General features: G+C 72.1%; 27 protein-coding genes and 1 tRNA gene. 18 read left to right on the top strand and 10 right to left on the bottom strand.

What is annotated here, in order from left to right:
* The first annotated feature begins 1 nt into the window (after position 1).
* Positions 2–421, top strand: coding sequence for a nucleoside-diphosphate kinase (gene ndk, locus PED38_RS13340; RefSeq protein WP_063072777.1), 420 nt, complete (start codon positions 2–4; stop codon positions 419–421).
* A 63-nt stretch (positions 422–484) separates the two neighbouring features.
* Here the strand turns inward: ndk and PED38_RS13335 are convergent, their stop codons facing one another.
* A complete protein-coding gene (locus tag PED38_RS13335) occupies positions 485–1,093 on the bottom strand; it encodes a vitamin K epoxide reductase family protein (protein ID WP_063072778.1) in 609 nt (202 codons plus the stop codon).
* Positions 1,094–1,399: 306 nt separating this feature from the next.
* Here PED38_RS13335 and PED38_RS13330 point away from each other — a divergent pair, with 306 nt between their 5' ends.
* Complete coding sequence (locus PED38_RS13330; protein WP_270981642.1) at positions 1,400–4,459, top strand: Rne/Rng family ribonuclease; 3,060 nt, start codon at positions 1,400–1,402, stop codon at positions 4,457–4,459.
* 140 nt (positions 4,460–4,599) lie between these two features.
* On the opposite strand, the gene PED38_RS13325 is transcribed toward PED38_RS13330, so the two are convergent.
* Entirely contained in the window at positions 4,600–4,878 is a 279-nt protein-coding gene (locus PED38_RS13325; protein ID WP_063070346.1) for a DUF4031 domain-containing protein, read from the bottom strand.
* A gap of 289 nt (positions 4,879–5,167) precedes the next feature.
* On the opposite strand from PED38_RS13325, the gene rplU reads away from it, so the two are divergent.
* The 11 genes from rplU to PED38_RS13270 all read left to right on the top strand — a co-directional run bounded on the left by rplU (position 5,168) and on the right by PED38_RS13270 (position 13,219).
* Complete coding sequence (rplU, locus tag PED38_RS13320; protein ID WP_012038175.1) at positions 5,168–5,476, top strand: 50S ribosomal protein L21; 309 nt, start codon at positions 5,168–5,170, stop codon at positions 5,474–5,476.
* 24 nt (positions 5,477–5,500) lie between these two features.
* Complete coding sequence (rpmA, locus tag PED38_RS13315) at positions 5,501–5,755, top strand: 50S ribosomal protein L27 (RefSeq protein ID WP_012299161.1); 255 nt, start codon at positions 5,501–5,503, stop codon at positions 5,753–5,755.
* A 121-nt stretch (positions 5,756–5,876) separates the two neighbouring features.
* The gene (obgE, locus tag PED38_RS13310; protein ID WP_063070345.1) at positions 5,877–7,415 is read left to right on the top strand and encodes a GTPase ObgE; all 1,539 of its coding nucleotides are present in this window, start codon (positions 5,877–5,879) and stop codon (positions 7,413–7,415) included.
* Between the two features lie 21 nt (positions 7,416–7,436).
* Positions 7,437–8,216 carry a glutamate 5-kinase gene (proB, locus tag PED38_RS13305; RefSeq protein WP_063070344.1) on the top strand — a complete coding sequence of 260 codons (780 nt, stop codon included), beginning with the start codon at positions 7,437–7,439 and terminating at the stop codon, positions 8,214–8,216.
* Between the two features lie 44 nt (positions 8,217–8,260).
* Positions 8,261–9,592: a glutamate-5-semialdehyde dehydrogenase gene (locus tag PED38_RS13300; RefSeq protein WP_270981639.1), complete on the top strand. Its 1,332-nt coding sequence runs from the start codon at positions 8,261–8,263 to the stop codon at positions 9,590–9,592.
* A gap of 135 nt (positions 9,593–9,727) precedes the next feature.
* Positions 9,728–9,943: a hypothetical protein gene (locus PED38_RS13295; RefSeq protein WP_063070342.1), complete on the top strand. Its 216-nt coding sequence runs from the start codon at positions 9,728–9,730 to the stop codon at positions 9,941–9,943.
* Positions 9,944–9,960: 17 nt separating this feature from the next.
* Positions 9,961–10,563, top strand: a complete 603-nt coding sequence (gene nadD / locus PED38_RS13290; RefSeq protein WP_063070341.1) for a nicotinate-nucleotide adenylyltransferase — start codon at positions 9,961–9,963, stop codon at positions 10,561–10,563.
* Entirely contained in the window at positions 10,560–12,164 is a 1,605-nt protein-coding gene (locus tag PED38_RS13285) for a hypothetical protein (RefSeq protein ID WP_270981637.1), read from the top strand. Before nadD ends, PED38_RS13285 begins: the two co-directional genes overlap by 4 nt.
* A gap of 38 nt (positions 12,165–12,202) precedes the next feature.
* Positions 12,203–12,580 (top strand): ribosome silencing factor, encoded by a 378-nt coding sequence (gene rsfS / locus PED38_RS13280; RefSeq protein WP_012038183.1) that lies wholly within the window; start codon positions 12,203–12,205, stop codon positions 12,578–12,580.
* A 34-nt stretch (positions 12,581–12,614) separates the two neighbouring features.
* Entirely contained in the window at positions 12,615–13,040 is a 426-nt protein-coding gene (locus tag PED38_RS13275; RefSeq protein ID WP_270981635.1) for a TFIIB-type zinc ribbon-containing protein, read from the top strand.
* A gap of 106 nt (positions 13,041–13,146) precedes the next feature.
* A tRNA-Ala gene (locus PED38_RS13270) sits at positions 13,147–13,219 on the top strand.
* Between the two features lie 178 nt (positions 13,220–13,397).
* Here PED38_RS13270 and PED38_RS13265 read toward each other — a convergent pair.
* The 8 genes from PED38_RS13265 to PED38_RS13230 all read right to left on the bottom strand — a co-directional run bounded on the left by PED38_RS13265 (position 13,398) and on the right by PED38_RS13230 (position 18,248).
* Complete coding sequence (locus PED38_RS13265) at positions 13,398–13,682, bottom strand: hypothetical protein (protein ID WP_270981633.1); 285 nt, start codon at positions 13,680–13,682, stop codon at positions 13,398–13,400.
* Between the two features lie 153 nt (positions 13,683–13,835).
* On the bottom strand, positions 13,836–14,120 hold the full coding sequence (locus PED38_RS13260; protein ID WP_270981632.1) for a hypothetical protein: 285 nt from the start codon (positions 14,118–14,120) through the stop codon (positions 13,836–13,838).
* A gap of 130 nt (positions 14,121–14,250) precedes the next feature.
* Positions 14,251–14,535: a hypothetical protein gene (locus tag PED38_RS13255; protein ID WP_270981631.1), complete on the bottom strand. Its 285-nt coding sequence runs from the start codon at positions 14,533–14,535 to the stop codon at positions 14,251–14,253.
* Positions 14,532–14,825 (bottom strand): hypothetical protein, encoded by a 294-nt coding sequence (locus PED38_RS13250; RefSeq protein WP_270981630.1) that lies wholly within the window; start codon positions 14,823–14,825, stop codon positions 14,532–14,534. Before PED38_RS13250 ends, PED38_RS13255 begins: the two co-directional genes overlap by 4 nt.
* A 708-nt stretch (positions 14,826–15,533) precedes the next feature.
* Complete coding sequence (locus PED38_RS13245; protein ID WP_131798085.1) at positions 15,534–16,286, bottom strand: hypothetical protein; 753 nt, start codon at positions 16,284–16,286, stop codon at positions 15,534–15,536.
* Between the two features lie 8 nt (positions 16,287–16,294).
* On the bottom strand, positions 16,295–16,768 hold the full coding sequence (locus tag PED38_RS13240; protein WP_131798084.1) for a hypothetical protein: 474 nt from the start codon (positions 16,766–16,768) through the stop codon (positions 16,295–16,297).
* The gene (locus tag PED38_RS13235) at positions 16,765–17,919 is read right to left on the bottom strand and encodes a hypothetical protein (RefSeq protein ID WP_270981629.1); all 1,155 of its coding nucleotides are present in this window, start codon (positions 17,917–17,919) and stop codon (positions 16,765–16,767) included. The genes PED38_RS13240 and PED38_RS13235 overlap by 4 nt, the downstream gene beginning before the upstream one ends.
* On the bottom strand, positions 17,916–18,248 hold the full coding sequence (locus tag PED38_RS13230) for a DUF6507 family protein (RefSeq protein WP_270981628.1): 333 nt from the start codon (positions 18,246–18,248) through the stop codon (positions 17,916–17,918). Before PED38_RS13230 ends, PED38_RS13235 begins: the two co-directional genes overlap by 4 nt.
* A gap of 529 nt (positions 18,249–18,777) precedes the next feature.
* Here PED38_RS13230 and PED38_RS13225 point away from each other — a divergent pair.
* The 5 genes from PED38_RS13225 (at position 18,778) to PED38_RS13205 (ending at position 24,082) form a co-directional block, all read left to right on the top strand.
* Positions 18,778–19,791: an SGNH/GDSL hydrolase family protein gene (locus PED38_RS13225; protein WP_270981627.1), complete on the top strand. Its 1,014-nt coding sequence runs from the start codon at positions 18,778–18,780 to the stop codon at positions 19,789–19,791.
* Between the two features lie 127 nt (positions 19,792–19,918).
* On the top strand, positions 19,919–20,707 hold the full coding sequence (locus tag PED38_RS13220; protein ID WP_270981626.1) for a DeoR/GlpR family DNA-binding transcription regulator: 789 nt from the start codon (positions 19,919–19,921) through the stop codon (positions 20,705–20,707).
* Complete coding sequence (locus tag PED38_RS13215) at positions 20,704–21,675, top strand: 1-phosphofructokinase family hexose kinase (RefSeq protein WP_063070328.1); 972 nt, start codon at positions 20,704–20,706, stop codon at positions 21,673–21,675. The genes PED38_RS13220 and PED38_RS13215 overlap by 4 nt, the downstream gene beginning before the upstream one ends.
* A gap of 22 nt (positions 21,676–21,697) precedes the next feature.
* Positions 21,698–23,764: a PTS fructose transporter subunit IIABC gene (locus PED38_RS13210; protein WP_270981625.1), complete on the top strand. Its 2,067-nt coding sequence runs from the start codon at positions 21,698–21,700 to the stop codon at positions 23,762–23,764.
* 45 nt (positions 23,765–23,809) lie between these two features.
* Positions 23,810–24,082, top strand: a complete 273-nt coding sequence (locus PED38_RS13205; protein ID WP_063070326.1) for an HPr family phosphocarrier protein — start codon at positions 23,810–23,812, stop codon at positions 24,080–24,082.
* Positions 24,083–24,147 lie beyond the last annotated feature (65 nt).

Genomic DNA, 24,147 nt, shown 5'->3' with positions numbered 1-24,147 from the left:
CATGACCGCTCCCGACCAGGAGACCCTCGTCCTCGTCAAGCCCGACGGCGTCGCCCGCGGCCTCACCGGCGAGATCCTCCGCCGCATCGAGGCCAAGGGCTACCGGATCGTCGACCTGCGCATGGTGCGGGCCGACCGCGCGCTGCTCGAGCAGCACTACGAGGAGCACCAGGGCAAGCCGTTCTACGAGCCGCTCGTCGCGTTCATGGAGTCGGGCCCGGTCGTCGCCGTGCGCGTCGCCGGGAACCGCGTCATCGAGGGCTTCCGGTCGCTCGCCGGCACGACCGACCCGACGGGCGCCGCGCCCGGCACGATCCGCGGCGACCTCGGCCGCGACTGGGGCCTCGCCGTCGCGCAGAACCTCGTGCACGGCAGCGACGCGCCCGAGTCGGCCGAGCGCGAGCTCGCCCTCTGGTTCTAGCTCCCGACACGACGAGAGGGGCCGACGGGCGATCCGGTCGGCCCCTCTCGTCGTCCCGGCGCCTCAGCCGAGGAGCGTGGGGATCAGCGCGGGGAACGTCGCGATGATCGCGACGACGATGATCGCGTAGTTGAGCACGACGATCGCCCACGTGTACGGCGCCACCGCGTCGGCGGCTCGGCGGATCCCCGCGGGCAGCGGCAGCAGCCCGGCGCGGGCGGTGGCCGACAGCGTGCCCCACCACAGCGGGATCATGGCGCTCCACACCAGCAGGCAGTAGGGGCAGAGCGCGCCGATGACGAAGACGCTCTGCGTGAAGAGCCAGGTGACGAACACCCAGCCCGCGAACGTGCCCATCGCGAACAGGGTCCAGAACCACCTCGCGAACCGCGCACCCGCCAGCAGGGCCATGCCGATCACCACGGGCACGACGAACGCGGCCACGCCGATGAGCGGGTTCGGGAAGCCGAACAGCGACCCCTGCGGCGACTGGATGACCGTGGCGCAGGAGATGAACGGGTTGACGTCGCAGGACAGCGACGCGCCCGGGTTCTCCAACAGGTGGAGGCGGTCGAGCACGAGGACGAACGCCCCGATCCACCCGACGACTCCCGTCACGACCAGCAGGAGGGCCAGGGAGCGGGTGTGCACGGGGGCCCGGGTCGCGGTCATGCGGTGATCATGGCAGACCGGCGGGCCCCGACCCTGACGGCCGGGTGGACGTCGGCGTGCGATACTGGCAGGCAGGTCGTCCCGCCGCGCGGGTCGACCGCCATGAAGAGTCTTTCCCGGGGCAGACCCGGGCCGCCAGGCACGTCCGGCGGCGGATAGCCAGTTCCGTACCAGTGCGCACGACCGAAGCCTCGGGCCGGTCGTCGCAGACCAAGGATCGACGGAGAACCGCGAACGCGGGGATCCACTCGGAGAGCTACCGGGGTACGGCGCGGCCGTACCGCCCGGCTGAGGAGTGCACCAGAGATGGTGGAGAGAGACGAGAACACCGGCAGGAGGCGCCCGCGCCTCTTCGAGCGGCTCACGGGCCGCCGTGCCGAGCCGACCGCGACCGAGGGGACCGACGGCGCGTCCGTCCTCCCCGGTGCCGCGACCCCCGAGGCGAGCGGTGCGTCCGCCGCCTCCGAAGCGAAGGGCCGAACCCTGAACGAGAACGAGACCACCCCGTCCACGCCCGACGAGACGGAGGCGCCGGTCGTCCGACGCTCCCGCCGCGCGAGCGCCACCGCCTCCGCACCCGCGGGCGCCCCGACGGACGACGCCAGCGTCGACGCGTCCGCCGCCGTCGCCGCGCCGTCCGAGGGGTCCGCCCCGGATGCGGCCGAGGGGCAGCCGCCCGTGCGGGCGAGCCGCGCGCGTGCCCCGCGTCGTGCCGTTGCATCCGCGTCCGCCTCGGCTCCCGCGGCAGGCGCCTCGGACGCTCCGGCGGTCGACTGGCCGATCGCGGCGCCGAGCGCCGCGCCGGTCGCCGACGCGACCCCCGCCGAGGCGCCCTCCGTCGCCGAGGACGCCGCAGCCGCTGCGGCCCCCGCGCCGCAGGAGCCGGAGGCGCCCGCCCGCGCGCTCCCGTCCCTCTCCGTCTTCTTCCAGGCGCCGGACATCGCGCCGCTGCCGCCCCGCCGCGAGCGGGACGACCGCCGCGACGACCGCCGCGACGACCAGGACGACGACCTCGAGCGCGACGAGCGCCCGTCGCGCTCCTCCCGCCGCGGCGGTCGCGCCCAGGACCGCGGCACGGGCCGCGACCCGCGCGACCGCGACCGCGACCGCGACGACGACCGCGACGAGGACGACGACGCCCCGTCGGTCCGCCGTCGCGCGCGCCGCCGCTCCGGCGAGGAGGGCCGCGACGGCGACGACGCGCCCGGCACCGTCGTCAAGGTCCGCACGCCCCGCGAGCCCGAGCTCATCACCGAGCCGCAGCGGATCAAGGGGTCCACGCGCCTCGAGGCCAAGAAGCAGCGCCGCCGCGACGGCCGCGATGCCGGCCGCCGCCGTCCCGTCCTCACGGAGTCGGAGTACCTGGCCCGCCGCGAGTCCGTCGACCGCAGCATGATCGTGCGCTCCCGCGACGGCAAGATCCAGATCGGCGTGCTCGAGGACCACGTCCTCGTGGAGCACTACGTGGCCCGCGCCGACGAGGCGTCCCTCATCGGCAACGTCTACCTCGGCCGCGTCCAGAACGTGCTGCCGAGCATGGAGGCCGCGTTCATCGACATCGGCCGAGGCCGCAACGCCGTCCTCTACTCCGGCGAGGTCGACTGGGAGGCGGCCAACGCCGACAAGGGCGGCGGCAACCACGCCCGCCGCATCGAGGTCGCGCTGAAGCCCGGCGACCGCGTGCTCGTCCAGGTCACGAAGGACCCGGTCGGCCACAAGGGCGCCCGCCTCACGAGCCAGGTCAGCCTGCCCGGCCGCTACCTCGTCTACGTGCCCAACGGGTCGATGAACGGCATCAGCCGCAAGCTCCCCGACACCGAGCGCGCGCGCCTCAAGAAGACCCTCAAGGAGGTGCTGCCCGAGAACGTGGGCGTCATCGTCCGCACGGCCGCCGAGGGCGCGACGGAGGAGCAGCTCAAGCTCGACGTCGAGCGCCTCACGTCGCAGTGGTCCGAGATCAGCCGTCAGGTCGAGAAGGCGCAGGCGCCCGCGCTCCTGCACTCCGAGCCCGACCTGCTGCTCAAGATCATCCGCGACGTCTTCAACGAGGACTTCCGCGAGCTCGTGATCGACGGCGGCGACGCCCAGGAGATCATCGAGGGCTACCTCCGCGGCGTGGCGCCCGACCTCATCGACCGGGTGCAGGCCTACTCGGGCGAGAAGGACTCGTTCGACCACTACCGCGTCAGCGAGCAGATCGAGAAGGCGCTCGACCGCAAGGTCTGGCTGCCGTCGGGCGGATCGCTCGTCATCGACCGCACCGAGGCCATGACCGTGGTCGACGTGAACACGGGCAAGTTCGTCGGATCCGGCGGCAACCTCGAAGAGACCGTCACCAAGAACAACCTCGAGGCCGCGGAGGAGATCGTCCGCCAGCTGCGCCTGCGCGACATCGGCGGCATCATCGTCGTCGACTTCATCGACATGGTCCTCGAGACGAACCGCGACCTCGTGCTGCGGCGCCTGGTGGAGTGCCTCAGCCGCGACCGCACCAAGCACCAGGTCGCCGAGGTCACGTCGCTCGGACTCGTGCAGATGACCCGCAAGAAGCTCGGCCTCGGCCTCCTGGAGTCGTTCTCCGAGAACTGCGAGACGTGCGCCGGGCGGGGCATCATCATCCACCACGACCCGCTCATGGCGCACACGCAGACGCCGCAGGAGCCCGTGCAGGGCCAGGGACGCCGACGCGGCGGCAAGGGCCAGCAGGAGCACGGGAACGGCGGAGGCAACGGCGGCGGCGGTCGCGGCAACGGCGGCGGGCAGCCGCAGCAGCAGCCGCGGACGCCCGCGGCCAGCACCCACAGCATCACCGACGACGCGCGGAACGCCCTCGCCAAGATCGCGACGAGCACCATCCAGACGGTGAACGACGCCATCGACCGGGTCGAGGACGTCGTGCGCACCCCGGACGAGACCGCGGAGCCCGCGGCACGCGTCGAGGCCGCGCCCGCCGAGGAGCAGCCCCGCGGTGACCGCCCGCGTCGGAGTCGCGGCGGACGGGGACGCGCGTCGTCTGCGACCGCCGAGGCACCCGAGGGCTCGACGGCGTTGGCACCCGCCGCCGACGCGCCGTCGGCTCCCGTGGAGGACCCGACGCCCGCCGACGCGGCCGTGGAGGAGCCCGCCCTGTCGACCCTGGAGCCGCGCGAGGCGATCCGCCTCGAGCCCGTCCAGATCCTCGACATCCCGGTGGCGAGCGCGCGCACGGCACCCCGCCGCGTCAGCTCGGCGGACGCGGAGCAGCTCCTCGGCTCCGTGCTCGACGCGCTGCCGCAGCCCAAGGAGCCGGGGCAGGGCCGCTCGCGCAGCCGTCGCGTGTCCACCGCGACGCTGACGACGCCGGCGCCCGACGCCGACGGCAGCTAGGCCACTCGGCCGTCCGCGCGACGGCCGCAGAGGAGGGCCCGGAGCACGTGCTCCGGGCCCTCCGTCGTCCGCGCGCCGGGGCATCGTCCGCGGCCCCGGGGTGTCGTCCGCGCGAGGGGCATCGTCCGCGCGTCGGGACCTCAGCCCCGGGGAGCGCGCCGCTCGCGCTGGGTGACCCGCAGCCCGCTCGCCTGCAGGCGGCGGACGAGATCCCGGTTCGACACGGGCACGGCGCCGAGCGCGACGAGCTCGTCGTACCGCGCGGCGGGCACGTCGTAGTGGTCGCGGTCGAAGCCCCGCTCGGGGATCCCCGCGGCCCGCGCGAACGCGTGCAGCTCCTCGAGGGACGCGTCGCTCACGAGGTGCGCCCAGAGCGTCCCGTGCGCGGGCCACGCGGGTCGGTCGAGGAGCACGCTCATCCGTCGATCCTAGGCACGCGACGCGACGGACGACGAGGGTGCGGGGCCGGCGGGACGCGCGACGCGCCCGGCGGGGATGCCCGGGGGAGCGCCCGCCCTCGCGTATGATCGACGAGGACGCTGGGGGTCCGGAGTTTGACCCCTGTCCGGCGTTCCGGTAACGTGAGTCGCTGGCATGCGCTGATCCTCGAAGGTCGCGCGCGTGCCGCAGACTTCCTCCAATGATTCGGGCCACGAGGCGTCATGTCCTCAGTGAGTCAAGCCCGCGAGAGAAAACAGGTACGGAAAAGTGGTTTACGCAGTTGTGCGCGCCGGCGGTCGGCAGGAGAAGGTCGAGGTCGGGACCATCGTCACGATGGACCGGGTCAAGAACCAGCAGAGCGGCAAGGTCGTGCTCCCCGCGGTCCTGCTCGTCGACGGCGACACCATCACCACGGACGCCGCGAAGCTCGCCGACGTCACCGTCAGCGCCGAGATCCTGAACGACCTCCGCGGTCCCAAGATCGTCATCCAGAAGTTCAAGAACAAGACCGGGTACAAGAAGCGCCAGGGGCACCGCCAGGACCTCACGCGCGTCCAGGTCACCGAGATCAACTAGCACCGAGACCGCAGGGAGATACAGATGGCACACAAGAAGGGCGCGAGCTCTACCCGCAACGGCCGTGACTCGAACGCCCAGCGCCTCGGCGTGAAGCGCTTCGGCGGCCAGGTCGTCGGCGCCGGCGAGATCATCGTCCGCCAGCGCGGCACGCACTTCCACCCCGGCGTCAACGTCGGCCGTGGCGGCGACGACACGCTGTTCGCCCTCTCCGCCGGTTCGGTGGAGTTCGGCGTCAAGGGCGGCCGCAAGGTCGTCAACATCGTCGTCCCGGCCTAGCGCAGGCCGACAGCACGGACCCTGCAGCGGCACTGCCGCGCAGCACCTCAAGGGCGGGCCTCCTCGGCCCGCCCTTGCGTGCGTTCCGCAGGGACACCTCTAGAAGAAACGAGCGACAGCCATGGCGACATTCGTCGACACCGTGACCCTCCACCTGCGGGCGGGAAACGGCGGCAACGGCTGCGTCTCGGTGCGCCGCGAGAAGTTCAAGCCCCTCGCGGGCCCCGACGGCGGCAACGGCGGCAACGGCGGGGACATCGTCCTCGTCGCCGACCCGCAGGTCACCACCCTCCTCGCCTACCACCGCGGGCCGCACCGGTCCTCGCGCAACGGCGGCCCCGGCATGGGCGACCACCGCCATGGCACGCTCGGCGAGATGCTCGAGCTCCCCGTCCCGGTCGGCACCGTCGTCAAGGACACCGACGGCGAGGTCCTCGTCGACATGGCTGTGCCCGGCATGCGCTTCGTCGCGGCCGAGGCCGGCCAGGGCGGGCTCGGCAACGCGTCGCTCGCCACCACCAAGCGCAAGGCCCCCGGCTTCGCGCTCCTCGGCACGCGCGGCCAGGAGGGCGACGTCGTCCTCGAGCTCAAGGTCGTCGCCGACGTCGCGCTCGTCGGCTACCCGTCCGCGGGCAAGTCGAGCCTCGTCGCGTCCATCTCGGCGGCGAAGCCGAAGATCGCCGACTACCCGTTCACCACGCTGCACCCGAACCTCGGCGTCGTCGAGGTGGCGGACTCCCGCTACACCGTGGCGGACGTGCCCGGCCTCATCGAGGGCGCGAGCGAGGGCAAGGGCTTGGGGCTCGAGTTCCTCCGCCACGTGGAGCGCTGCTCGGCGCTGCTGCACGTGCTCGACTGCGCGACGCTCGATCCCGGCCGCGACCCCATCTCCGACCTCGACATCATCCTCGGGGAGCTCGCCGCGTACCCCGTGCCCGAGGGTCAGGTGCCGCTCATCGAGCGCCCCCAGCTCATCGCGCTCAACAAGGTCGACGTGCCCGAGGCGAAGGAGCTCGCCGAGCTCGTGCGCCCGGAGCTCGAGGCCCGCGGCTACCGCGTGTTCGACATCTCGACGGTCAGCCGCGACGGCCTGCGCCAGCTGTCCTTCGCCCTCGCCGAGCTCGTGGAGGCCGCGCGCACGAAGGCGCTCGAGCAGCCCGAGGCCGAGCGCATCGTCCTCCGCCCCCGCGCCGTGGACGAGAAGCCCTTCACGATCCGCGTCGACGGCGGCAGCTACGGCGACATCTTCCGCGTCCTCGGCGCGAAGCCCGAGCGCTGGGTGCAGCAGACCGACTTCACCAACGACGAGGCCGTCGGCTACCTGGCCGACCGTCTGGCCAAGCTCGGCGTCGAGGACGGCCTGTTCAAGGCAGGCGCGGTCGCCGGATCCAGCGTCGTCATCGGCGAGGGCGACGGCATCGTCTTCGACTGGGAGCCCACGCTCACGTCCACGGCCGAGCTCATCACGAGCCCGCGTGGGGCCGACGCCCGCGTCGACCCGATCCGCCGACGCACCAACCAGGCGCGCCGCGAGGACTACTTCGCGCGCATGGACGCCAAGGCCGAGGCCCGCGCGCAGCTCGTGCGCGAGGGCGAGGCCGGGCTCTGGGCCGACGAGGACGGCGAGGACGGCGAGGCCCCCACGGACGAGAAGGCCTGACCCGTGGGGAGGGCTGCGCGCGTGGGGACGACCTCGCGCGCCGGGATCCCGGGTGCGCGCCGCATCGTCGTGAAGGTGGGCTCGTCGTCCATCAGCGGGGAGAACGCCGGGCGGATCCGCCTGCTCGTCGACGCGATCGCCGTCGCGCACGGCCGCGGCGCCGAGGTGGTGCTCGTCTCGTCCGGCGCCATCGCGACGGGCATGCCCTTCCTCCGCCTCGACGACCGCCCGGCCGACCTCGCGACGCAGCAGGCCGCGGCCGCGGTGGGCCAGAGCATCCTGGTCTTCCGCTACCAGGAGGCGCTCGACCGCTACGGCATCGTCGCGGGCCAGGTGCTCCTCACCGCGGGCGACCTCGCCGCCCCCGACCACCGCGAGAACGCCCAGCGCGCCATGGAGCGGCTGCTGGGGCTCCGGATCCTGCCGATCGTCAACGAGAACGACACCGTGGCCACCCATGAGATCCGCTTCGGCGACAACGACCGGCTGGCCGCCCTCGTCGCGCAGCTCGTGGAGGCCGACCTCCTCCTCCTGCTGTCCGACGTGGACGCGCTGTACACGCGGCCGCCGCAGGAGCCGGGCGCCGAGCGCATCGCGCACGTCGGGTTCGGCGACGAGCTGGCGGGCGTCGAGATCGGCAGCACCGGCACGGGCGTCGGCACCGGCGGAGCGGTCACCAAGGTCGCCGCGGCGCGCCTGGCCGCCGGCTCCGGCACGGGCGTCCTGCTCACCTCGACCGCGCAGGTGGCGGAGGCGCTCGACGGCGCGCTGGTCGGCACGTGGTTCGCCCCGCGCCCCTGATCCGCCGCGGTCGCCCGGCCCTCCCGCCTGGCTAGGCTTCCCCCATGCCCACGACCGTCACCGGCGGAACCGACGCCGCGCTCGCGTCCGCCGTCGATCCCGCCGCCCGCACCGATGCGGACGCGTCGTCGTCCGCGCTGGAGGGGATCCTCGTCGCCGCACGCACCGCGTCGACCCGGCTCGCGGCCAGCACGGCGGGGGAGCGCGACGCCGCCCTCGACCGCATCGCGGCGGCCCTCCACGCGGCCTCCGACCGCATCGTGGCCGCCAACGCGGAGGACCTCGCCGCCGGACGGGCCGCGGGCCTCGCCGCCGGGCTCCTCGACCGCCTCGCCCTCGACGCGGCGCGGGTGCGCGCGCTGGCGGACGCCGTGGCGGGGATCCGTCGACTCGACGACCCGCTCGGGCAGGTGGTGCGCGGCCGCACCCTCCCTAACGGGCTGCTCCTCTCGCAGGTGCGCGTGCCGTTCGGCGTCGTCGGCGCGATCTACGAGGCGCGCCCGAACGTCACGGTCGACATCGCCGCGCTCGCCCTCCGGAGCGGCAACGCCGTCGTGCTCCGCGGCGGATCCGCCGCCCTGCGCTCGAACGCCGTGCTGGTCGAGGTCATGCGGGAGGCGGTCGCCGAGGCGGGCCTCCCGGCGGACGCCGTGCAGACGGTGGACCCCCACGGCCGTGCCGGCGCCGCCCGGCTGATGCGCGCCCGCGGCCTCGTCGACGTCCTCGTCCCGCGCGGATCCGCGGACCTCATCCGCACCGTCGTGGAGGAGTCGACCGTCCCGGTCATCGAGACGGGCGCTGGCGTCGTCCACGTCTACCTCGACGCCTCCGCGGACGCGGCCATGGCCGTGGACATCGCGGTCGACGCCAAGGTCAGCCGCCCGAGCGTCTGCAACGCGATGGAGACGCTGCTCGTGCACCGGGACGCCGCCCCCCGTGTCCTGCCCGCCGTGCTCGACGCGCTCCGCGTCCGCGGCGTGACGATCCACGGAGACGAGGCCGTCCGCGGTCTCTGGCCCGGCGCCGTCCCCGCGACCGACGAGGACTGGGCCGCCGAGTACCTGTCGCTCGACCTCGCCGTCCGCGTGGTCGACTCCGCGGAGGACGCGGTCGCGCACATCGCCCGCTGGTCCACGCACCACACCGAGTCGATCGTCACCTCGGACGTGGGGGAGGCGGAGCGCTTCCTGTCCGCCGTCGACTCCGCCGTCGTCATGGTGAACGCGTCCACGCGGTTCACGGACGGATCCGTCTTCGGCTTCGGCGCCGAGGTCGGCATCTCCACGCAGAAGCTGCACGCCCGCGGACCGATGGGCCTGCAGGAGCTCACGAGCACGAAGTGGATCGTCCGGGGCAGCGGCCAGGTCCGCGGCTGACGGCTCGGGTTCCCGCCCCGCGTCGGCAGCGGGCCGACGGCACGCCCGGGAGCGGATGCGCCCCTCTCGGGGGGCCGCCGATAGGATGGCAGGCGCCGCCTCCGTGCCCCGGGGCGTGCCACGAACGGAGATCCCATGCACGCGCTGACCACCACCATCCTCGCCGAGACCGAGCACGCCATGGAGCTCGCCGCTCCGCTCTGGGTCTTCCCGGCGGTCGCGGCCGTCGTGTTCATCGCCCTCGGCGTCGTCATGTTCAGCTTCCGCGACGTCAGCAACCGCCACTCGGAGAAGTGGGGCAAGCCGCCGGTGGCGGAGCAGGGCCACGGGACCGCCGACCAGGCGCACTGATCCGGAGCCCCCGCCCCATGACCTCTCCGACGACCCCGCGCCCGCGCATCGGGGTCATGGGCGGGACCTTCGACCCCATCCACAACGGCCACCTGGTCGCCGCGAGCGAGGTGCAGCAGCACCTGCAGCTCGACGAGGTGATCTTCGTGCCCACCGGCCAGCCCTGGCAGAAGCAGACCGTGACGGACGGCGAGCACCGGTACCTCATGACCGTCATCGCCACCGCGGCGAACCCCCGCTTCACCGTCAGCCGGGTCGACATCGATCGCGGGGGCACGACGTACACGATCGACACCCTCCGCGACATCCGGAGCGCTCATCCGGACGCCGAGCTCTTCTTCATCACCGGCGCCGACGCCATCCAGCAGATCCTCGGCTGGAAGGACGTGCAGGAGCTGTGGGACCTGGCGCACTTCGTCGCGGTCACGCGGCCGGGGCACGACCTCACCGAGAGCGGCCTCCCGCACGCCGACGTAAGATTGCTGGAGGTCCCGGCGCTCGCCATCTCCTCGACCGACTGCCGGAGCCGAGTCGGACGCGGATTCCCCGTGTGGTACCTCGTCCCCGACGGAGTCGTCCAGTACATCTCCAAGCACCACCTGTATCGGAGCCCGCAATGACCCCCTCCCACGACGCGCCCGACACCGGGCCGACCTCGTTCGACGACGGTCCCGCTCCCGCGACCCTCGGCCTCAGCCGCCGTGAGATGCGCGCCGCCGAGCGCGCGCGCGCTCAGGCCCTGGGCATCGACGAGGCCGACGACGCGCCCGCCGAGGACGCGGCGGCGCCGTCCTCCGACGGTGGTGCCGCTCCGAGCGACGACCCCGCGGACACCGCCGACGGACCTGGATCGGCAGCGTCGTCCGGCCCCTCCGAGGAGCCCTCCGGCGAGCCGGCCACGATGCCCGGCGTCGGCGCGGACACCTCCGCGATCCTGCTCTCCGGCGGCGTCCTCACGCGTCGCCAGCTGCGCGCCATCCGCGAGGCGGAGCAGGCAGCCCGCCAGCAGCGTGGATCCGAGCACGACGTGCCCGCCGACGTGGCAGCGGATCAGGACGCGCCCGACGTTCCCGCGACGACGGACGACTCCACCGACGAGGGCGCTGCGGGGCCGGACGTGGCGCCGGCGCCGGTCGACGACGCCCCGCCCGTCGGCGACGCCACGGTCCCGCCGTACGTCCGCTACGGGCGCGGATCCCGGGCGACCCCGCGTCCGCGCGCCCCCTACGGCAGCGCGTACCGTCGGGCCGCCCTCGCGGAGGAGACGCCGGACGCCCCGGACGCCCCGGACGCGACCCCCGCGTCCGCGTCCGAGGCCCCCGCGGAGACCGGCGCGGCGGAGACGGACGCCGACGTGCCGACGGAGGCACCCGCGTCCTCGACCGCGGACGACGTGGTCCCCGAGGACGCCGCCGACGCGTCGGCGCGCATCCCGTCGGCGTGGCCCTTCGCGCCCATCACGCCGTCGGTCGTCGACGCCGACCACGACGTCGACGCGTCCGGGGAGCAGCCCACCGTGCCGCCGCTCGCGACCCACATCCCCGAGCGCGGCGAGGATCCCCGACCCGCTCCGTCCCTCGAGGCCACCCCCTGGGACTCCGCGGCTCCCGCCCCCCACCTCGAGCCCGCGTTCGGCACGCGCGCCTCCGATGCCGAGGACGACGCCGACGGTGCGCCCGCTCGCCCCGACGTCGACGACGGCGCCGACGAGCGCACGTCGCCGGAGGCTCCGACGACCGAGGCCGACACCACCGCCGATGCGCGGTCGCCGTTCACCCCGCCCACCGGCCACTGGTCGGTGCAGGACCAGGTCGACGAGGACCAGCCGCACACCGGCAACCACTTCATCCTCCCGACCGTGCCCCATGTCAACGACATGCAGCAGGCGCTGAACAGCACGGGCGAGATCATCATCACGGGTTCCATCGACCTCCCGCGGAGCCTCGGCTCCATGGGCACCCACCCGGACCGGTTCGACACGGCCGACATGGACCGGATCCTCGAGCAGAGCGACGACCAGGACCACGCTCCCGGCGGCTCCGACTCGGAGCCCGTCCGCGCGAGCCGCGCCGTCAGCACCCACACCTCCACGCGCGCCGTCGTGCAGCCGCCGCCCCGCAAGCGCTTCACCGCGCCCGTCGTGGCGGCCGTCACGGCCGGGGGAGTGGCCGTCATCGGCGCGGGTCTCGTCATCGTCGCCTTCATGACGAATGTATTCTGATCGCTGATGCACCACCCCACCCGTCCCGGAAGGACTCTGTGACCGCTTCTCCCCGCGCCCTCGACCTGCTCAAGGTCGCCGCCCTCGCCGCCGACTCCAAGCAGGCCATCGACCTCGTCGCGCTCGACGTCTCCGGGCCCCTGCCCCTCACCGACGTCTTCCTCATCGCCTCGGCCCGCAACGAGCGGAACGCGCAGGCGGTCGCCGACGAGATCGAGGACAAGATGATCGAGGCCGGCGCCAAGCCGCTGCGCCGCGAGGGGAAGAGCGAGGGACGCTGGATCCTCCTCGACTTCGGCGACGTCGTCGCCCACGTCTTCACCGAGGAGGACCGCATGTACTACTCGCTGGAGCGCCTCTGGAAGGACTGCCCCGTCGTCGCCCTCGAGATCGAGCCGACGGCCTCCGCATCCTGATCCGCTCCCATCCCGCCCGCGAGGAGATCCCCGCATGAAGTGCCCCAACGACTCCGCGACCCTGGTCATGAGCGAGCGCAGCGGGGTCGAGATCGACTACTGCCCCGATTGCCGGGGCGTGTGGCTCGACCGCGGGGAGCTCGACAAGATCCTCGACCGCGCCGAGCAGGAGTCCCGGCCCCCGGCAGCGGCCGCGCCTCCCGTGGCGCCGGCAGCGCCGCTGGGCGGCTACCCGGATGCGGGACGCGACGACCGCTGGCGCGACGACGACCGCGATCGCCGTGATGGCGATCGCCGGCGTGAGGACGGCCGTGACCGCTCGTACGGGTCGCGGGACGACCGCGGGTCCGGATATCCGCCCGCCGGCGGCTACGGGCTGGCTGGCGGCTACGGACAGGGTGACGGCTACGGCGGGAAGCGCCGCAAGAAGGAGAGCTGGCTCAGCGAGCTCTTCGACTGACGCGCTGTCGTCGCCCGACCGGTCCGTCGACGCGGATGCCCTGGTCATGGGGCGGTCGGAATGTGTAGTAATGTAGACGAGTCGCTTCCGCAGGGAAGCGGAGTACGGGTCTGTGGCGCAGTTGGTAGCGCACCTGCATGGCATGCAGGGGGTCAGGGGTTCGAATCCCCTCAGATCCACCGCACGAGCCCCGCACCTCATCGAGGTGCGGGGCTCTTCTCGTTCGCGATCGCGGTGTCGTCGCAGTGGGCCGGATGCGCGGATCTCCGGCTTCGTCGCATCCATCAGCGCCTCAGTGGAACGCCGTCGGGGCCGGCGTCGGCGGAGCGCTGCCACAGCGGGCAGGCCGCGCGCGCGTTACCGGTGCGCGCGCCGCATGGCCCGGAACCACCGCGGCGTCATGAACGGCGGGAGGTAGAACGCGCCGATCACACCGACGAGCATGACTCCGATCACCAGGTACCGGGTCCACTCCGGCACGGGCCGGAACGCGTACAGGATCGAGGTGCCGAGCATGGCGAGCCCGTACCAGAACAGGCCGAGGACGTAGAAGTGATGGCCGCCTCGGGACCAGGAGCGCCAGAGGCCCGTGTACGCGAGGAGGCCCATGCCCGTCAGGGCGGCTCCGAGGAGGGTCAGCATCAGGTGCTCGTGTGCGAGACGATGGCGGGCGCGCCCGCTGTCGTGTCACCGGGTCGTGGAGCGGCGGGACGGGGCCGGCGGACCACTAAGGAGGCGCTTCGTCGTGCATGGGGCACGGCCCTGGCCTCACGATTCTCGCCATGGCGCTGCAGCTCAACCATGTGAGCGCTGCATCGCCCGGAACCACCGTGGCGTCAGGATCGGCGGCAGGTACCACGTGCTTGCGGCACCTCCGACGATCAGGACCATGGGGATCCACAGGATCCACGTGGGAGCGGTCGGGATGAACTTGATGAACCCGATGAGGAACGCACCGAGTCCGAACCAGAAGAACCCGAAGACGTAGTAGTAGTACCCGTTGCGAGACCACGCTCGCCAGAGGCCGGTGTAGCCGAGGAGGCCGACGGCCATGAAGCTGGCGCCGATCGCGTACATCATCGACGGCCTCCTTCTGGGGCGAAGACGTCATTCCGAGTGGGAAATGTCGGATATCGCCACGTCTGCGTGAGAGCGGGGCCGTGCTCAGCGTGTTCGTGCAGATCCGTACCGCTCTCGCGAGTCGCGTGCATCACTTCCACGTCCTCCGCATCGCTCGGAACCAGCGTGGAGTGAGGCAGGGAGGCAGGTAGAAGTCCGTCGCTATGGTCGCGAAGAAGAAGAACGTGGTCAGATTAAGGAACCAGATGGGCAGAGGCGCGAGGAGAGTCTGCACATCGATCACGACAATGCTCAGGCCGAACCAGAACACACCGAAGACGTAGTAGTAGAAGCCGTCTCTCGACCAACTCCTCCAGATGCCCGCGTATGCGGAGAGCCCGAACATCATCAGGATGACGCCGATGGGCCAGATCACGCGTTCTCCTCGGAGGTTTTCACGACCAGTTCTGAAAGCGCGGAGTGGTCCCAGTAGGTCGGCACGAGCTGAAGCGACGAATCACAGTCGACTCGGCGACGGAGATGAGTGGCGCCACCCGCCACGACGATCGGCAGTCCCTCGTCTGATCCGGGCACTGCCATGCCGAACGATGTCCACTCCTGCGTCCATCCACCAGTCAGGCCCGGTTGCGCCCACTCAGGCACATCCACGTGCTCGCCGCGGATCCGGGCGTCGACGTGGTCGTCGGGAATCACCTGGTCATCCATACCATGTTTGAATGAGAAGAGCCGAAGACGGAGTAAGCGAGCCGTTCCGCCACGATCCGGTGTATTCGACAAGCCTGACGGGAATGAGGCCCTCACCAAACGCTGACCGCACCTTCGTCCTCCGTTTGCGGCGCTCAGGTCGACGAGAGCCGAAAGCAACCATCACGACGATATCCGCGGGGACGTCATGCCGTACTGAACCTTCTCGTAGCGGTACTGACGAGGACGAACTGCGGCTATGTCCGGGCTGTGTTGGCTCTGAAATCCGCCGTGAAGGCCCGTGTGTCTGCCGCTGGCCTCATGACGACTCAGGATTCCGCGTGGGGGATTCACCCTCCGTACCTTGATAATTCCATGACGGTCTTCGATGTCAATCTGAGGACCAGTGGCGTCGGTGCTCATTGGACGTCTACGTTCTCGAACTCGTTGATCGCGTCCCCCGGCGCATGGCGCGGAACCATGGCGGCGTCATGAACGGAGGCAAGTACCATGTGCCTCCACCTCCGGCTAGGAGGATCACGATGAAAGCGAACCGCACCCATCCCGGGAGTGGTTCCAGGTCGCTTGTCGCTCCGATGAGAAGAGCTCCTAAACCGAACCAGAACAGACCGAAGACGTAGAAGTGGAAGCCCTGCCGTGCCCACGATCGCCACACGCCTGTATATCCGAGGAGTCCGATCGCCATGAGGAGCACACCGAGGGCGCACGTCATCGGCGTGTTCCTGTCCGGCCGATCAGATCGAAGATCGCACTGTAGGCCCAGTACGACGGCACGACGGAGAGCAACGAGCCACCCTCTACGCGGTCTCGGACGTGGATGTTCCCGTCCATGATCACCAGTGGAAGGCCGTCGTCGCTATCCGGGACGCCCACCGACGCCGACGACCAGGTCCCGCGCCATCGCCGGGCCAGCGACTCGGCAGCCCAGCTCGGGACCTCGACGAAATCGCCTCGGATGCGAGCGTCGATGTCGGCATCACCTATGACGTGAGCTCCTGGTTCATCTCCTTCGGGCACCGGCCAATAGGGGCTGATGCCGAGCCACCCAACGAGGCGTGCGACCGCGGTTGAGAACGGGATAACATCCAGCTTCTCTTGTCCGTCCTCTCTGACGAGCGTGACGCTCAGATCGCGCCGCGCCCAGAGGCTCCACGTCGCCGTACCCTCTGCGGACCGGCGTTCTGCTACGAGTCGATAGCCGGCGTGAGCAATGACTCCGGTCAGCGTCACACCGGCAGCCGTAGGAGCTCCGAACTTCCCGGTCAGGCCGCTCGTGCGGAGCGCTATTCCCTGTTCCGTATTCCGCTTCGCACCCCCGACGAGGCCGCGATCGCGGACGCTCCACAGAGCGCTCAAGGAGCCAGATGGCAGCACGTAGGCGTTGGTGGGGGCTTCCTGATCGGCCGTGACCTCCAGCGACTCGAGCGGGCGCCCCCACTCATCAGAGGAGTACTCGTCCAATGTCGCGCTCATCCGACGACCTCTTCGAATGGACTCGTCACAGCGATGCCGTCGAACACCGGGATCAGCCGGGGGTAGACGTCGAAACCCGCGCTGCAGGTTAGGTCGATCCTCGTGTCGCCGTATGTCGCCGTGAACTTCGTGACCGCTACAGCTTTGCTGTCGATCTCGTAGATGAATTGCATGCGCCTCTGGAAGATTCCGTCTTCCCATGGGTTGACTGAAACAACATGCGACCAGGGCTCCATGGACATGGTCTCGAGTATGGCACGGGCGGAGTCTGCCACGATGCTGCCCGCTGATTCGATGGTGGACAACACAACATTCTCTCGGAAATATGTGCCGATTCGAGTGGCCGTTGGGATCCCGGTGACTATCTCTCCGCCGGTCTCACCACTCCAGCCGGCCGGCAGATGGAGCGCGCCCAAACGTGTGGGGATCTTCTGCCAAGATACGCGCTCATCCTCATTGGTGCCCGTCATCGGTGCTTACCGTCCAGATTGCCCATCACGACTCCACCTGCATCCTCTCCGACATGCCCTCCTACTAGTCCGCCAATCACCCCGCCCAATATTCCACCCAGCAGGGTCCCGGGACCTGGCACGACGCTTCCAATAGCGGCTCCGATCTCCGCACCTGTCGCGGCACCCGCCCAACCACCTAGAGCGGCCGCGCCTCCTACAACCCCCGCGTTCTCAGCGGCATGTGCGAATCTGTGCTCTCCGTCCCATTCTGGGTGTGTACGGAGGTCTTCTTGGTACTGCTCGGTTCCAGCTGCAGCGACAGTTACGACGATGCCTGCTCCACCGAGCACGTGACTCGCCGTCTTCGCAACTGCGGGTAGTGCACTCAGACCGGCCGATGGGTCGCCTGAGAGGTACAAATGGGGCACGGTTTTGATATCAGGTGGCGGCGAATCCATCGCTGCCTGTGCCAGCTCTCGAGGAACAAGCACCGGGCTTCCCGGACGCGTTCCATACTCACGGTTCTGCCACCTGTCCACGGTCTCCGCCTGCGGCGGCTCCTCGAAGTCCGAGGAGGTCGCGACCGGGACACAGCGGATGCGCTGGCTGATGCCCTGTCCTACGCCCATTGCGGAGCTAGAGACGTCACCGGATAGAACCTTAAGGGCCGCGTCGGCTTGGTGGGGTGCGCGGTACTTGGAGAGCGCCCGGAGGCGCCGGGCGCAGTCCTCATCGGCCGCGGCCACATCGCGGTTGAACTTCGCCACGTCGTCCGCCAGTCGGCCGCCGGGGGTGTCCCGCGCCCCGATGGAGTCCTCGTCGTCGAAGGTGTCGTCCATGGAGGAGGTGTGCGCATCCACGTCCGAGGCCAGGGCGGCGCGGCGGGTAGCGAGGTCGGCGAGTGCGGAGGCGTAGTCGTCGAGCACGCGCCGGGCGTTCGTCGCCTCCGTCGCGACCATCCGGGCAACCGTCTTCGGGGCGTCCATCGCAGCACGGACACGGTCAGCACCAGGACCGTCGTACACGTCCTCCGCAGCGAGCCCGGTCCATCCGGAGGCGACGGAATCCATCGCCCCGTCGAGCTGGGTGGCGACGTCCGCGAACCCGCTGGCCGCGATCTCGACGGCCGCGGAGTCGGGCACGTCGGCGAGCGTCCCGATCTCGATCACTCGGAACCGCCCCAGCTGACCTCCGCGACGCGCTTCGCGGCGTCCGTCGCCATCTGCTCGTCACCCTGCTCGTAGTCGGCGATGGAGCTCCGGGTCGCGGAGATCGCCGTGGCCACCTGGTTCTTCACGGCTAGGAGGTCGACGCCCAGGGGATCGATGCTGAGGTCGGCGAGGGCGGCTGCAGCCTGGGAACCCGTGCCGACCGCTGCCGAGGCATGGCCGATCGCGGACTCCATCGTCGTGGTCGCCTTGGAGATGCCCTCGGCGTCCGATTCCGCCTTCGTGAGGACGGCGCGCGCCTTCGCGGGGTCCAGTCTCCAGCCGTCCATGTCAGTCCTCTCACCGCGGGATCGCGCGTCCTCCTTGCGCACCGTGGATTGCGAACGGGGGCGCGTCAACGGGGGCGCGAGCCGGGCCTCTCCCGGATCAGGGGGCTGTCCTCCAGAAGGAAGAACGCGCGTAACGTAGCACGGGTCATCGGCCCCCGAAGCTCCCGAATGTCGCACGCCAGCCTGTACCACTCGAACGCCGCCGATCCGCACCGCGCATCGGTCGTGGGATCGGCGGTCCCAGGCATCCTGGCGGCTTTCGCGGTCGGAGCGGCTGTGATGGCGATGCCGCTCGTCACCTGATTCGCGCAGGCCGCCCGGGCTGCCCGGGGCTCGACGTCCCAGGTGTCGCCGACACGCGCATCGACCACGGCGGAGTCAACACGCAGATCGGCCCGGGCGGCTTCCTCGCCTAGCAACCGGCCTGGCCGCCGGCCTCATCGTGGCCGTGGTCGTCCACGCGCGTCAGTGCGGCGCCGAGGACTGAGCGGATCCGGCACCCGTCCGGTCCGCGCGTAGGGTCGAGGGGATGCCTGACGATCGCCGCCCCTCCTCCGTGTCCGACCGACGTCGGGAGCGCGGCGCGCGCGGCCGTCTCGTCGGCCTCGCCGTCGTGACGGGCGCCGTCGCGCTCGGGCTCGGCGCCTGCACCACGCCCACGCCGATCCCGCCCGCGCCCGGGCCCCTCCGCGTGGTGTCGTTGGGCGACTCGTACTCCACGGGCACGGGATCGGCGACGCCCCTGCCGGGCGACCCGGGGGTGTGCGGGCGGACGGTGGCGGGATCCGTCCGCGTGGCGGCCGACGCCGTCGGCGCGGACTTCGTGGACGCCGCCTGCGACGGAGCCACCACGGCCGACCTCCTCGCCCCGCGGGAGCGCGGCGGACAGACGCTGCCCGCGCAGATCGACGCGTTGGCGGAAGGTGCGGACGTGGTCCTCGTCCGCATCGGGGGCAACGACCTCGGCTTCCCCGCGCTCGTGGGCGGCTGCCTCGCCCGGGACGCCGACGGCCCGGTCGCCGCAGGACCGTCCACGTGCGTCGACGCCCTCGCCCCCGCGGGCGGGACCGACGCCGTGCGCGCCCGCATCGACGGCGAGGTCTCGACGCGCCTGGCCGACGCGTTCGGCCGGATCCGCGTTGCCGCCCCGGACGCCCGCGTCGTCGTGCTCGGGTACCTCAGCGTGCTCGGCGGCGCCGACGCCCTGCCGGAGGAAGGGTGCCTGGCCGCGACCGCGACATCGGGAGTCAACGGGCAGGTGCTCCTGACCGACCGCGACGCGCCCTGGCTCGCCGGCGTGCAGAGCGCCCTCGACGACGCGATCGCGCGCACGGCTGAGGCGGCGGGCCTCCGCTTCGTCGACCAGGAGACCCCGACCGCCGCGCACGGGTCCTGCGTCGGCGACGCGGGGGATCCATATGTCGCGGGCCTCGGCGGCAGCGCGGGCGACGTGCCCCTGCATCCCAACGCGGCCGGGCTCGCCTGGGAGGCGGACGCGATAGCGGGCGTGCTGCGTGAGGAGGCGGCCGCGCTCGGACGCTGACCGTCGGCGCGACCCGCGGACGGACTCGTGTGGGTATGTGTTGCTTCGTGTTGCTTCTCCTGCGGATGAGGGCTACAGTGCGAGGACGCGAGGCGAACGTGCCCCGCGGAGTCGAAGGAGACCGCCCGTGTACGCCGAGGAACGCCAGGACCGGGTGGTCGACCTCCTCGAGCGCGCGGGCCGCGTCGCCGTCATGGACCTCGCGCGCGACTTCGCCGTCACCACGGAGACCGTGCGCCGCGACCTCGCCCAGCTGGAGTCCCGCGGGCTCCTCCGCCGCGTCCACGGCGGCGCCGTCCGCGCGAGCCGCTCCACGCGCGTCGAGGAGAGCCTCGACGCCCGCAGCACGCGCAACACCGACGCGAAGGCGCGCATCGCGGATGCCGCGATGGCCCTCCTGCCCCCCACCTTCCAGGGATCCGTCGCTGTCGACGCCGGCACGACCACCGGGCTGGTGGCGGAGCGCATCGCCGCCTGGACGCCGGTCGTGGCGGGCCGGACGCTCGTCGTCGTCACGCACTCGATGGTGGTCGCGCAGACCGTGAGCCGGAACCCCGCCGTGGAGGTGCAGCTGCTCGGCGGCCGCCTCCGCGGCATCACGAGCGCCGCGGTCGGGCCCGCGACGCTCGGACAGCTGTCGCGCCTGCGGCCGGACATCGCCTTCATCGGCGCCAACGGCATCCACGCGGAGTTCGGCCTGAGCACGCCCGACGAGGAGGAAGCCGCCGTGAAGACCGCCCTGACCCGGGGATCCCGCCGAGCCGTCGCGCTCGTCGACGCCTCGAAGGCGGGGGAGGAGGCGCTCGTGGGCTTCGCCGCCCTCGACGACCTCGACACCCTCGTCACCGACGCCGCTCCCCGCGGCCCGCTCGCCGACGCGCTGGCCGGTGCCGAGGTGGAGGTGATGGTCGCGTGATCCTCACCCTCACCGCCAACCCGAGCCTCGACCGCACCATCGACCTCGCCGGCCCCCTCGCGCGCGGCGCCGTGCAGCGTGCCCGCGGCGTCACCGAGCAGCCGGGCGGCAAGGGCGTCAACGTCTCTCGCGCGCTCATCGCCTCCGGCCTCGACACCATCGCGCTCCTGCCGGGCCGCCTCGACGACCCGATGCTCGTGGCGCTGCAGGCCGAGCGGATCCCGCTCGACCACCTCGACATCGACGGCCGCGTGCGGCAGAACGTCACGCTCACCGAGCCCGACGGCACGACCACCAAGGTCAACGAACCCGGCCCCGTGCTGAGCGCCGCGGAGGCGGACGCGCTGGTCGCGCTCGTCGTGCGGCACGCGCGCGCCGCCACGTGGCTCGTGCTGGCCGGATCCCTGCCGCCCGGCCTCGACGACGACTTCCACGCCCGCGTGGTGCAGGCCGTGCGCGCCGAGCTCGGCGACCGGGCCCCGCGGATCGCCGTGGACTCCTCGGGCGCGCCCATGGCGGCGCTCATCGCGTCGGGCGCCGTGGTCGACCTCGTCAAGCCCAACGGCGAGGAGCTCGCCGAGCTCGTGGGGCTCGACGACCCGGATTCGCTGGAGGAGGACCCCCGCCTCGTCCACGACGCGTCCCGTTCACTCGTCTCCCGCGGCTGCCGCGCGGTCCTCGCGACCCTCGGCGCCCGCGGGGCCGTCCTCACCACGGCCGACGGCGGGTGGCACGCCACCATGCCGCCGATCGTGCCGGTGAGCACCGTGGGCGCGGGCGACTCGTCGCTCGCGGGCTACCTGCTCGCCGACCACCGCGGCGCGGGACCGGAGGGGCGGCTCACGCAGGCCGTCGCCCACGGTTCCGCGGCCGCCTCCCTCCCCGGCAGCACCATGCCGTCCCCCGACCAGACCCGGCCGGACAGCGTCACCGTCCAGCCGCTCCTCCCGATCGCCGCCGATCGCTGACCCGCCCCACCTGGAGAAGAACATGCCATCGCTCATCACGAACCGCCTCGTGCTCCTCGACGCCGATCTCGGCGCCGACCGCGAGCACGCCGTCCGCGCGCTCGCCGAGCGCGTCGTCGCGGAGGGCCGCGCCACGGACGCCGACGCCCTCTTCGCCGATGCCTGGGACCGCGAGTCCAAGACCGCGACCGGCATGGGCGGCGGCCTCGCCATCCCGCACTGCCGCTCCGCCGCGGTGACGGAGGCGACGCTCGTCATGGCCCGCCCGGCGCCGACCGTCGACTTCGGCGCGCCGGACGGCCCCGCCGACCTCGTCTTCTTCATCGCCGCGCCCGACGGCGCCGACCAGGAGCACCTCGTGCTGCTGTCGCGCCTCGCGCGCTCCCTCATCAAGCCGGAGTTCGTGGAGGCGCTGCGCGCGGCGACCGACGAGGACCAGGTCGTCTCGCTGGTCGAGGGCGCGCTCGTGGACGAGCCCGCGTCGTCCACCGGGGCACCCGCCGCCGCTCCCGCTCCGGTCGCGTCCAACGCCGACGCCGGATCCGCCGCGCCCGCCCCCGTGGCCGACGCGCCCGTGCTCATCGCCGTCACCGCGTGCCCCACCGGCATCGCGCACACCTACATGGCGGCCGACTCGCTCGTCGCGGCCGCGAAGCGCGCCGGCGTCGAGCTGCACGTCGAGACGCAGGGATCCTCCTCCGTCACGCCCGTCGACCCGGCGGTCATCGCGCGGGCCACGGCCGTGATCTTCGCAGTCGACGTCGATGTGCGCGACCGCGCGCGCTTCGCGGGCAAGCCCGTCATCCAGGCGCCCGTCAAGCGCGGCATCGACCAGCCCGACCAGATGGTCGCCGAGGCCGTCGCCGCCGCGAAGGACCCGAACGCGCCGCGCGTGCCGGGCGGCGCATCCGCCTCCGCGGGATCCGAGCAGGCGTCAGCGCAGTCCTCGCAGTCGGTGGGCGCGCGCCTCAAGCGCTGGCTGCTCACGGGCGTCAGCTACATGATCCCGTTCGTCGCGGGCGGCGGCCTTCTCATGGCGCTCGGCTTCCTGCTGGGCGGGTACCGGATCACCGACGTCGCGGCCGACGTCGTCGTCCAGAACTCCCTCGCCAACCTGCCCGACGGCGGGATCATGACCTACCTCGGCGCCGTGGCCTTCGTCATCGGCAAGGCGTCGATGGGCTTCCTCGTCCCGGTCCTCGCCGGCTACATCGCCTACGCCATCGCCGACCGCCCGGGCATCGCCCCCGGCTTCGTCGCGGGTGCCGTCTCGCTGATCATGGGCGCCGGCTTCCTCGGCGGCCTCGTCGGCGGCCTCGTGGCCGGTGGCGTCGCCTACGCGATCGGCCGCATCGACGTGCCGCGCTGGCTGCGCGGGCTCATGCCCGTCGTGATCATCCCGCTCCTCGCCTCGATCGTCGCCTCGGGGCTCATGATCATGGTGCTCGGCGGCCCGATCGCAGGGCTCACGAACTGGCTCAACGGCTCCCTGAAGGACCTCTCCGGCACCTCGTTCGCGGTCCTCCTCGGCGCGATCCTCGGCGTGATGATGTGCATCGACCTCGGCGGCCCGATCAACAAGGTCGCCTACTCGTTCGCCGTGGCCGGCCTCGGCACCGCGTCGCTCGACAACCAGGCCCCCTGGCAGATCATGGCCGCGGTCATGGCCGCCGGCATGGTCCCGCCGCTCGCCCTCGCGCTCGCCTCGACCGTCATCGACCGCCGCCTCTTCAGCCCGGCCGAGCGCGAGAACGGCAAGGCCGCCTGGCTCCTCGGCGCCGCGTTCATCTCCGAGGGCGCGATCCCGTTCGCCGCGGTCGACCCGCTGCGCGTCATCCCCGCGAGCATCGTGGGCGGCGCCGTCACGGGCGCCATGGTGATGGGTCTCGGCGTCGTGTCGCAGGCCCCGCACGGCGGCGTCTTCGTGCTCTTCGCCATGAACGGCACGTTCCTCGGCTTCCTCGCCTCCGTCGCGGTCGGGACCGTCGTCTCGGCGTTCCTCGTCGTGCTCCTCAAGCGCTTCACCACGAAGCGCCCCGAGGCCGTCGCCGACGCGACCGTCGACCAGGGCGTGCCCGTCGCGGCCTGACCCGCTCCCGTCCGACCCACCCGATCCCCGCAGAAGGAGAACACCATGACCGAGCGCACCGCCACCATCGGCAGCCGCGTGGGCCTGCACGCCCGACCCGCATCCCTCTTCATCGAGGCCGTGCGGCGCACCGGCGTCGCCGTGAGGATCAGCAAGCCGGGCGGCACGCCGCTCGACGCGACGAGCATCCTGTCGCTCATGAGCCTCGGCGCCGCGAACGGCGACCAGGTCGTGCTCACGGCCGAGGGCGACGGCGCGGACGCCGCGCTCGACGAGCTCGCCGCGCTGCTCGAGAGCGACCTCGACGCCGTCGAGTAGCCGCACCGCACGACGAGAGGGCCCGGTCACCGCGATGCGGTGGCCGGGCCCTCTCGTGTCAGGTG

The organism is Clavibacter sp. CT19, assembly GCF_027858075.1.
Lineage (GTDB): Bacteria > Actinomycetota > Actinomycetes > Actinomycetales > Microbacteriaceae > Clavibacter > Clavibacter tessellarius_A.
The sequence above is the reverse complement of the archived record's forward strand: the minus strand, read 5'-3'. Positions and strand labels throughout refer to the sequence as shown.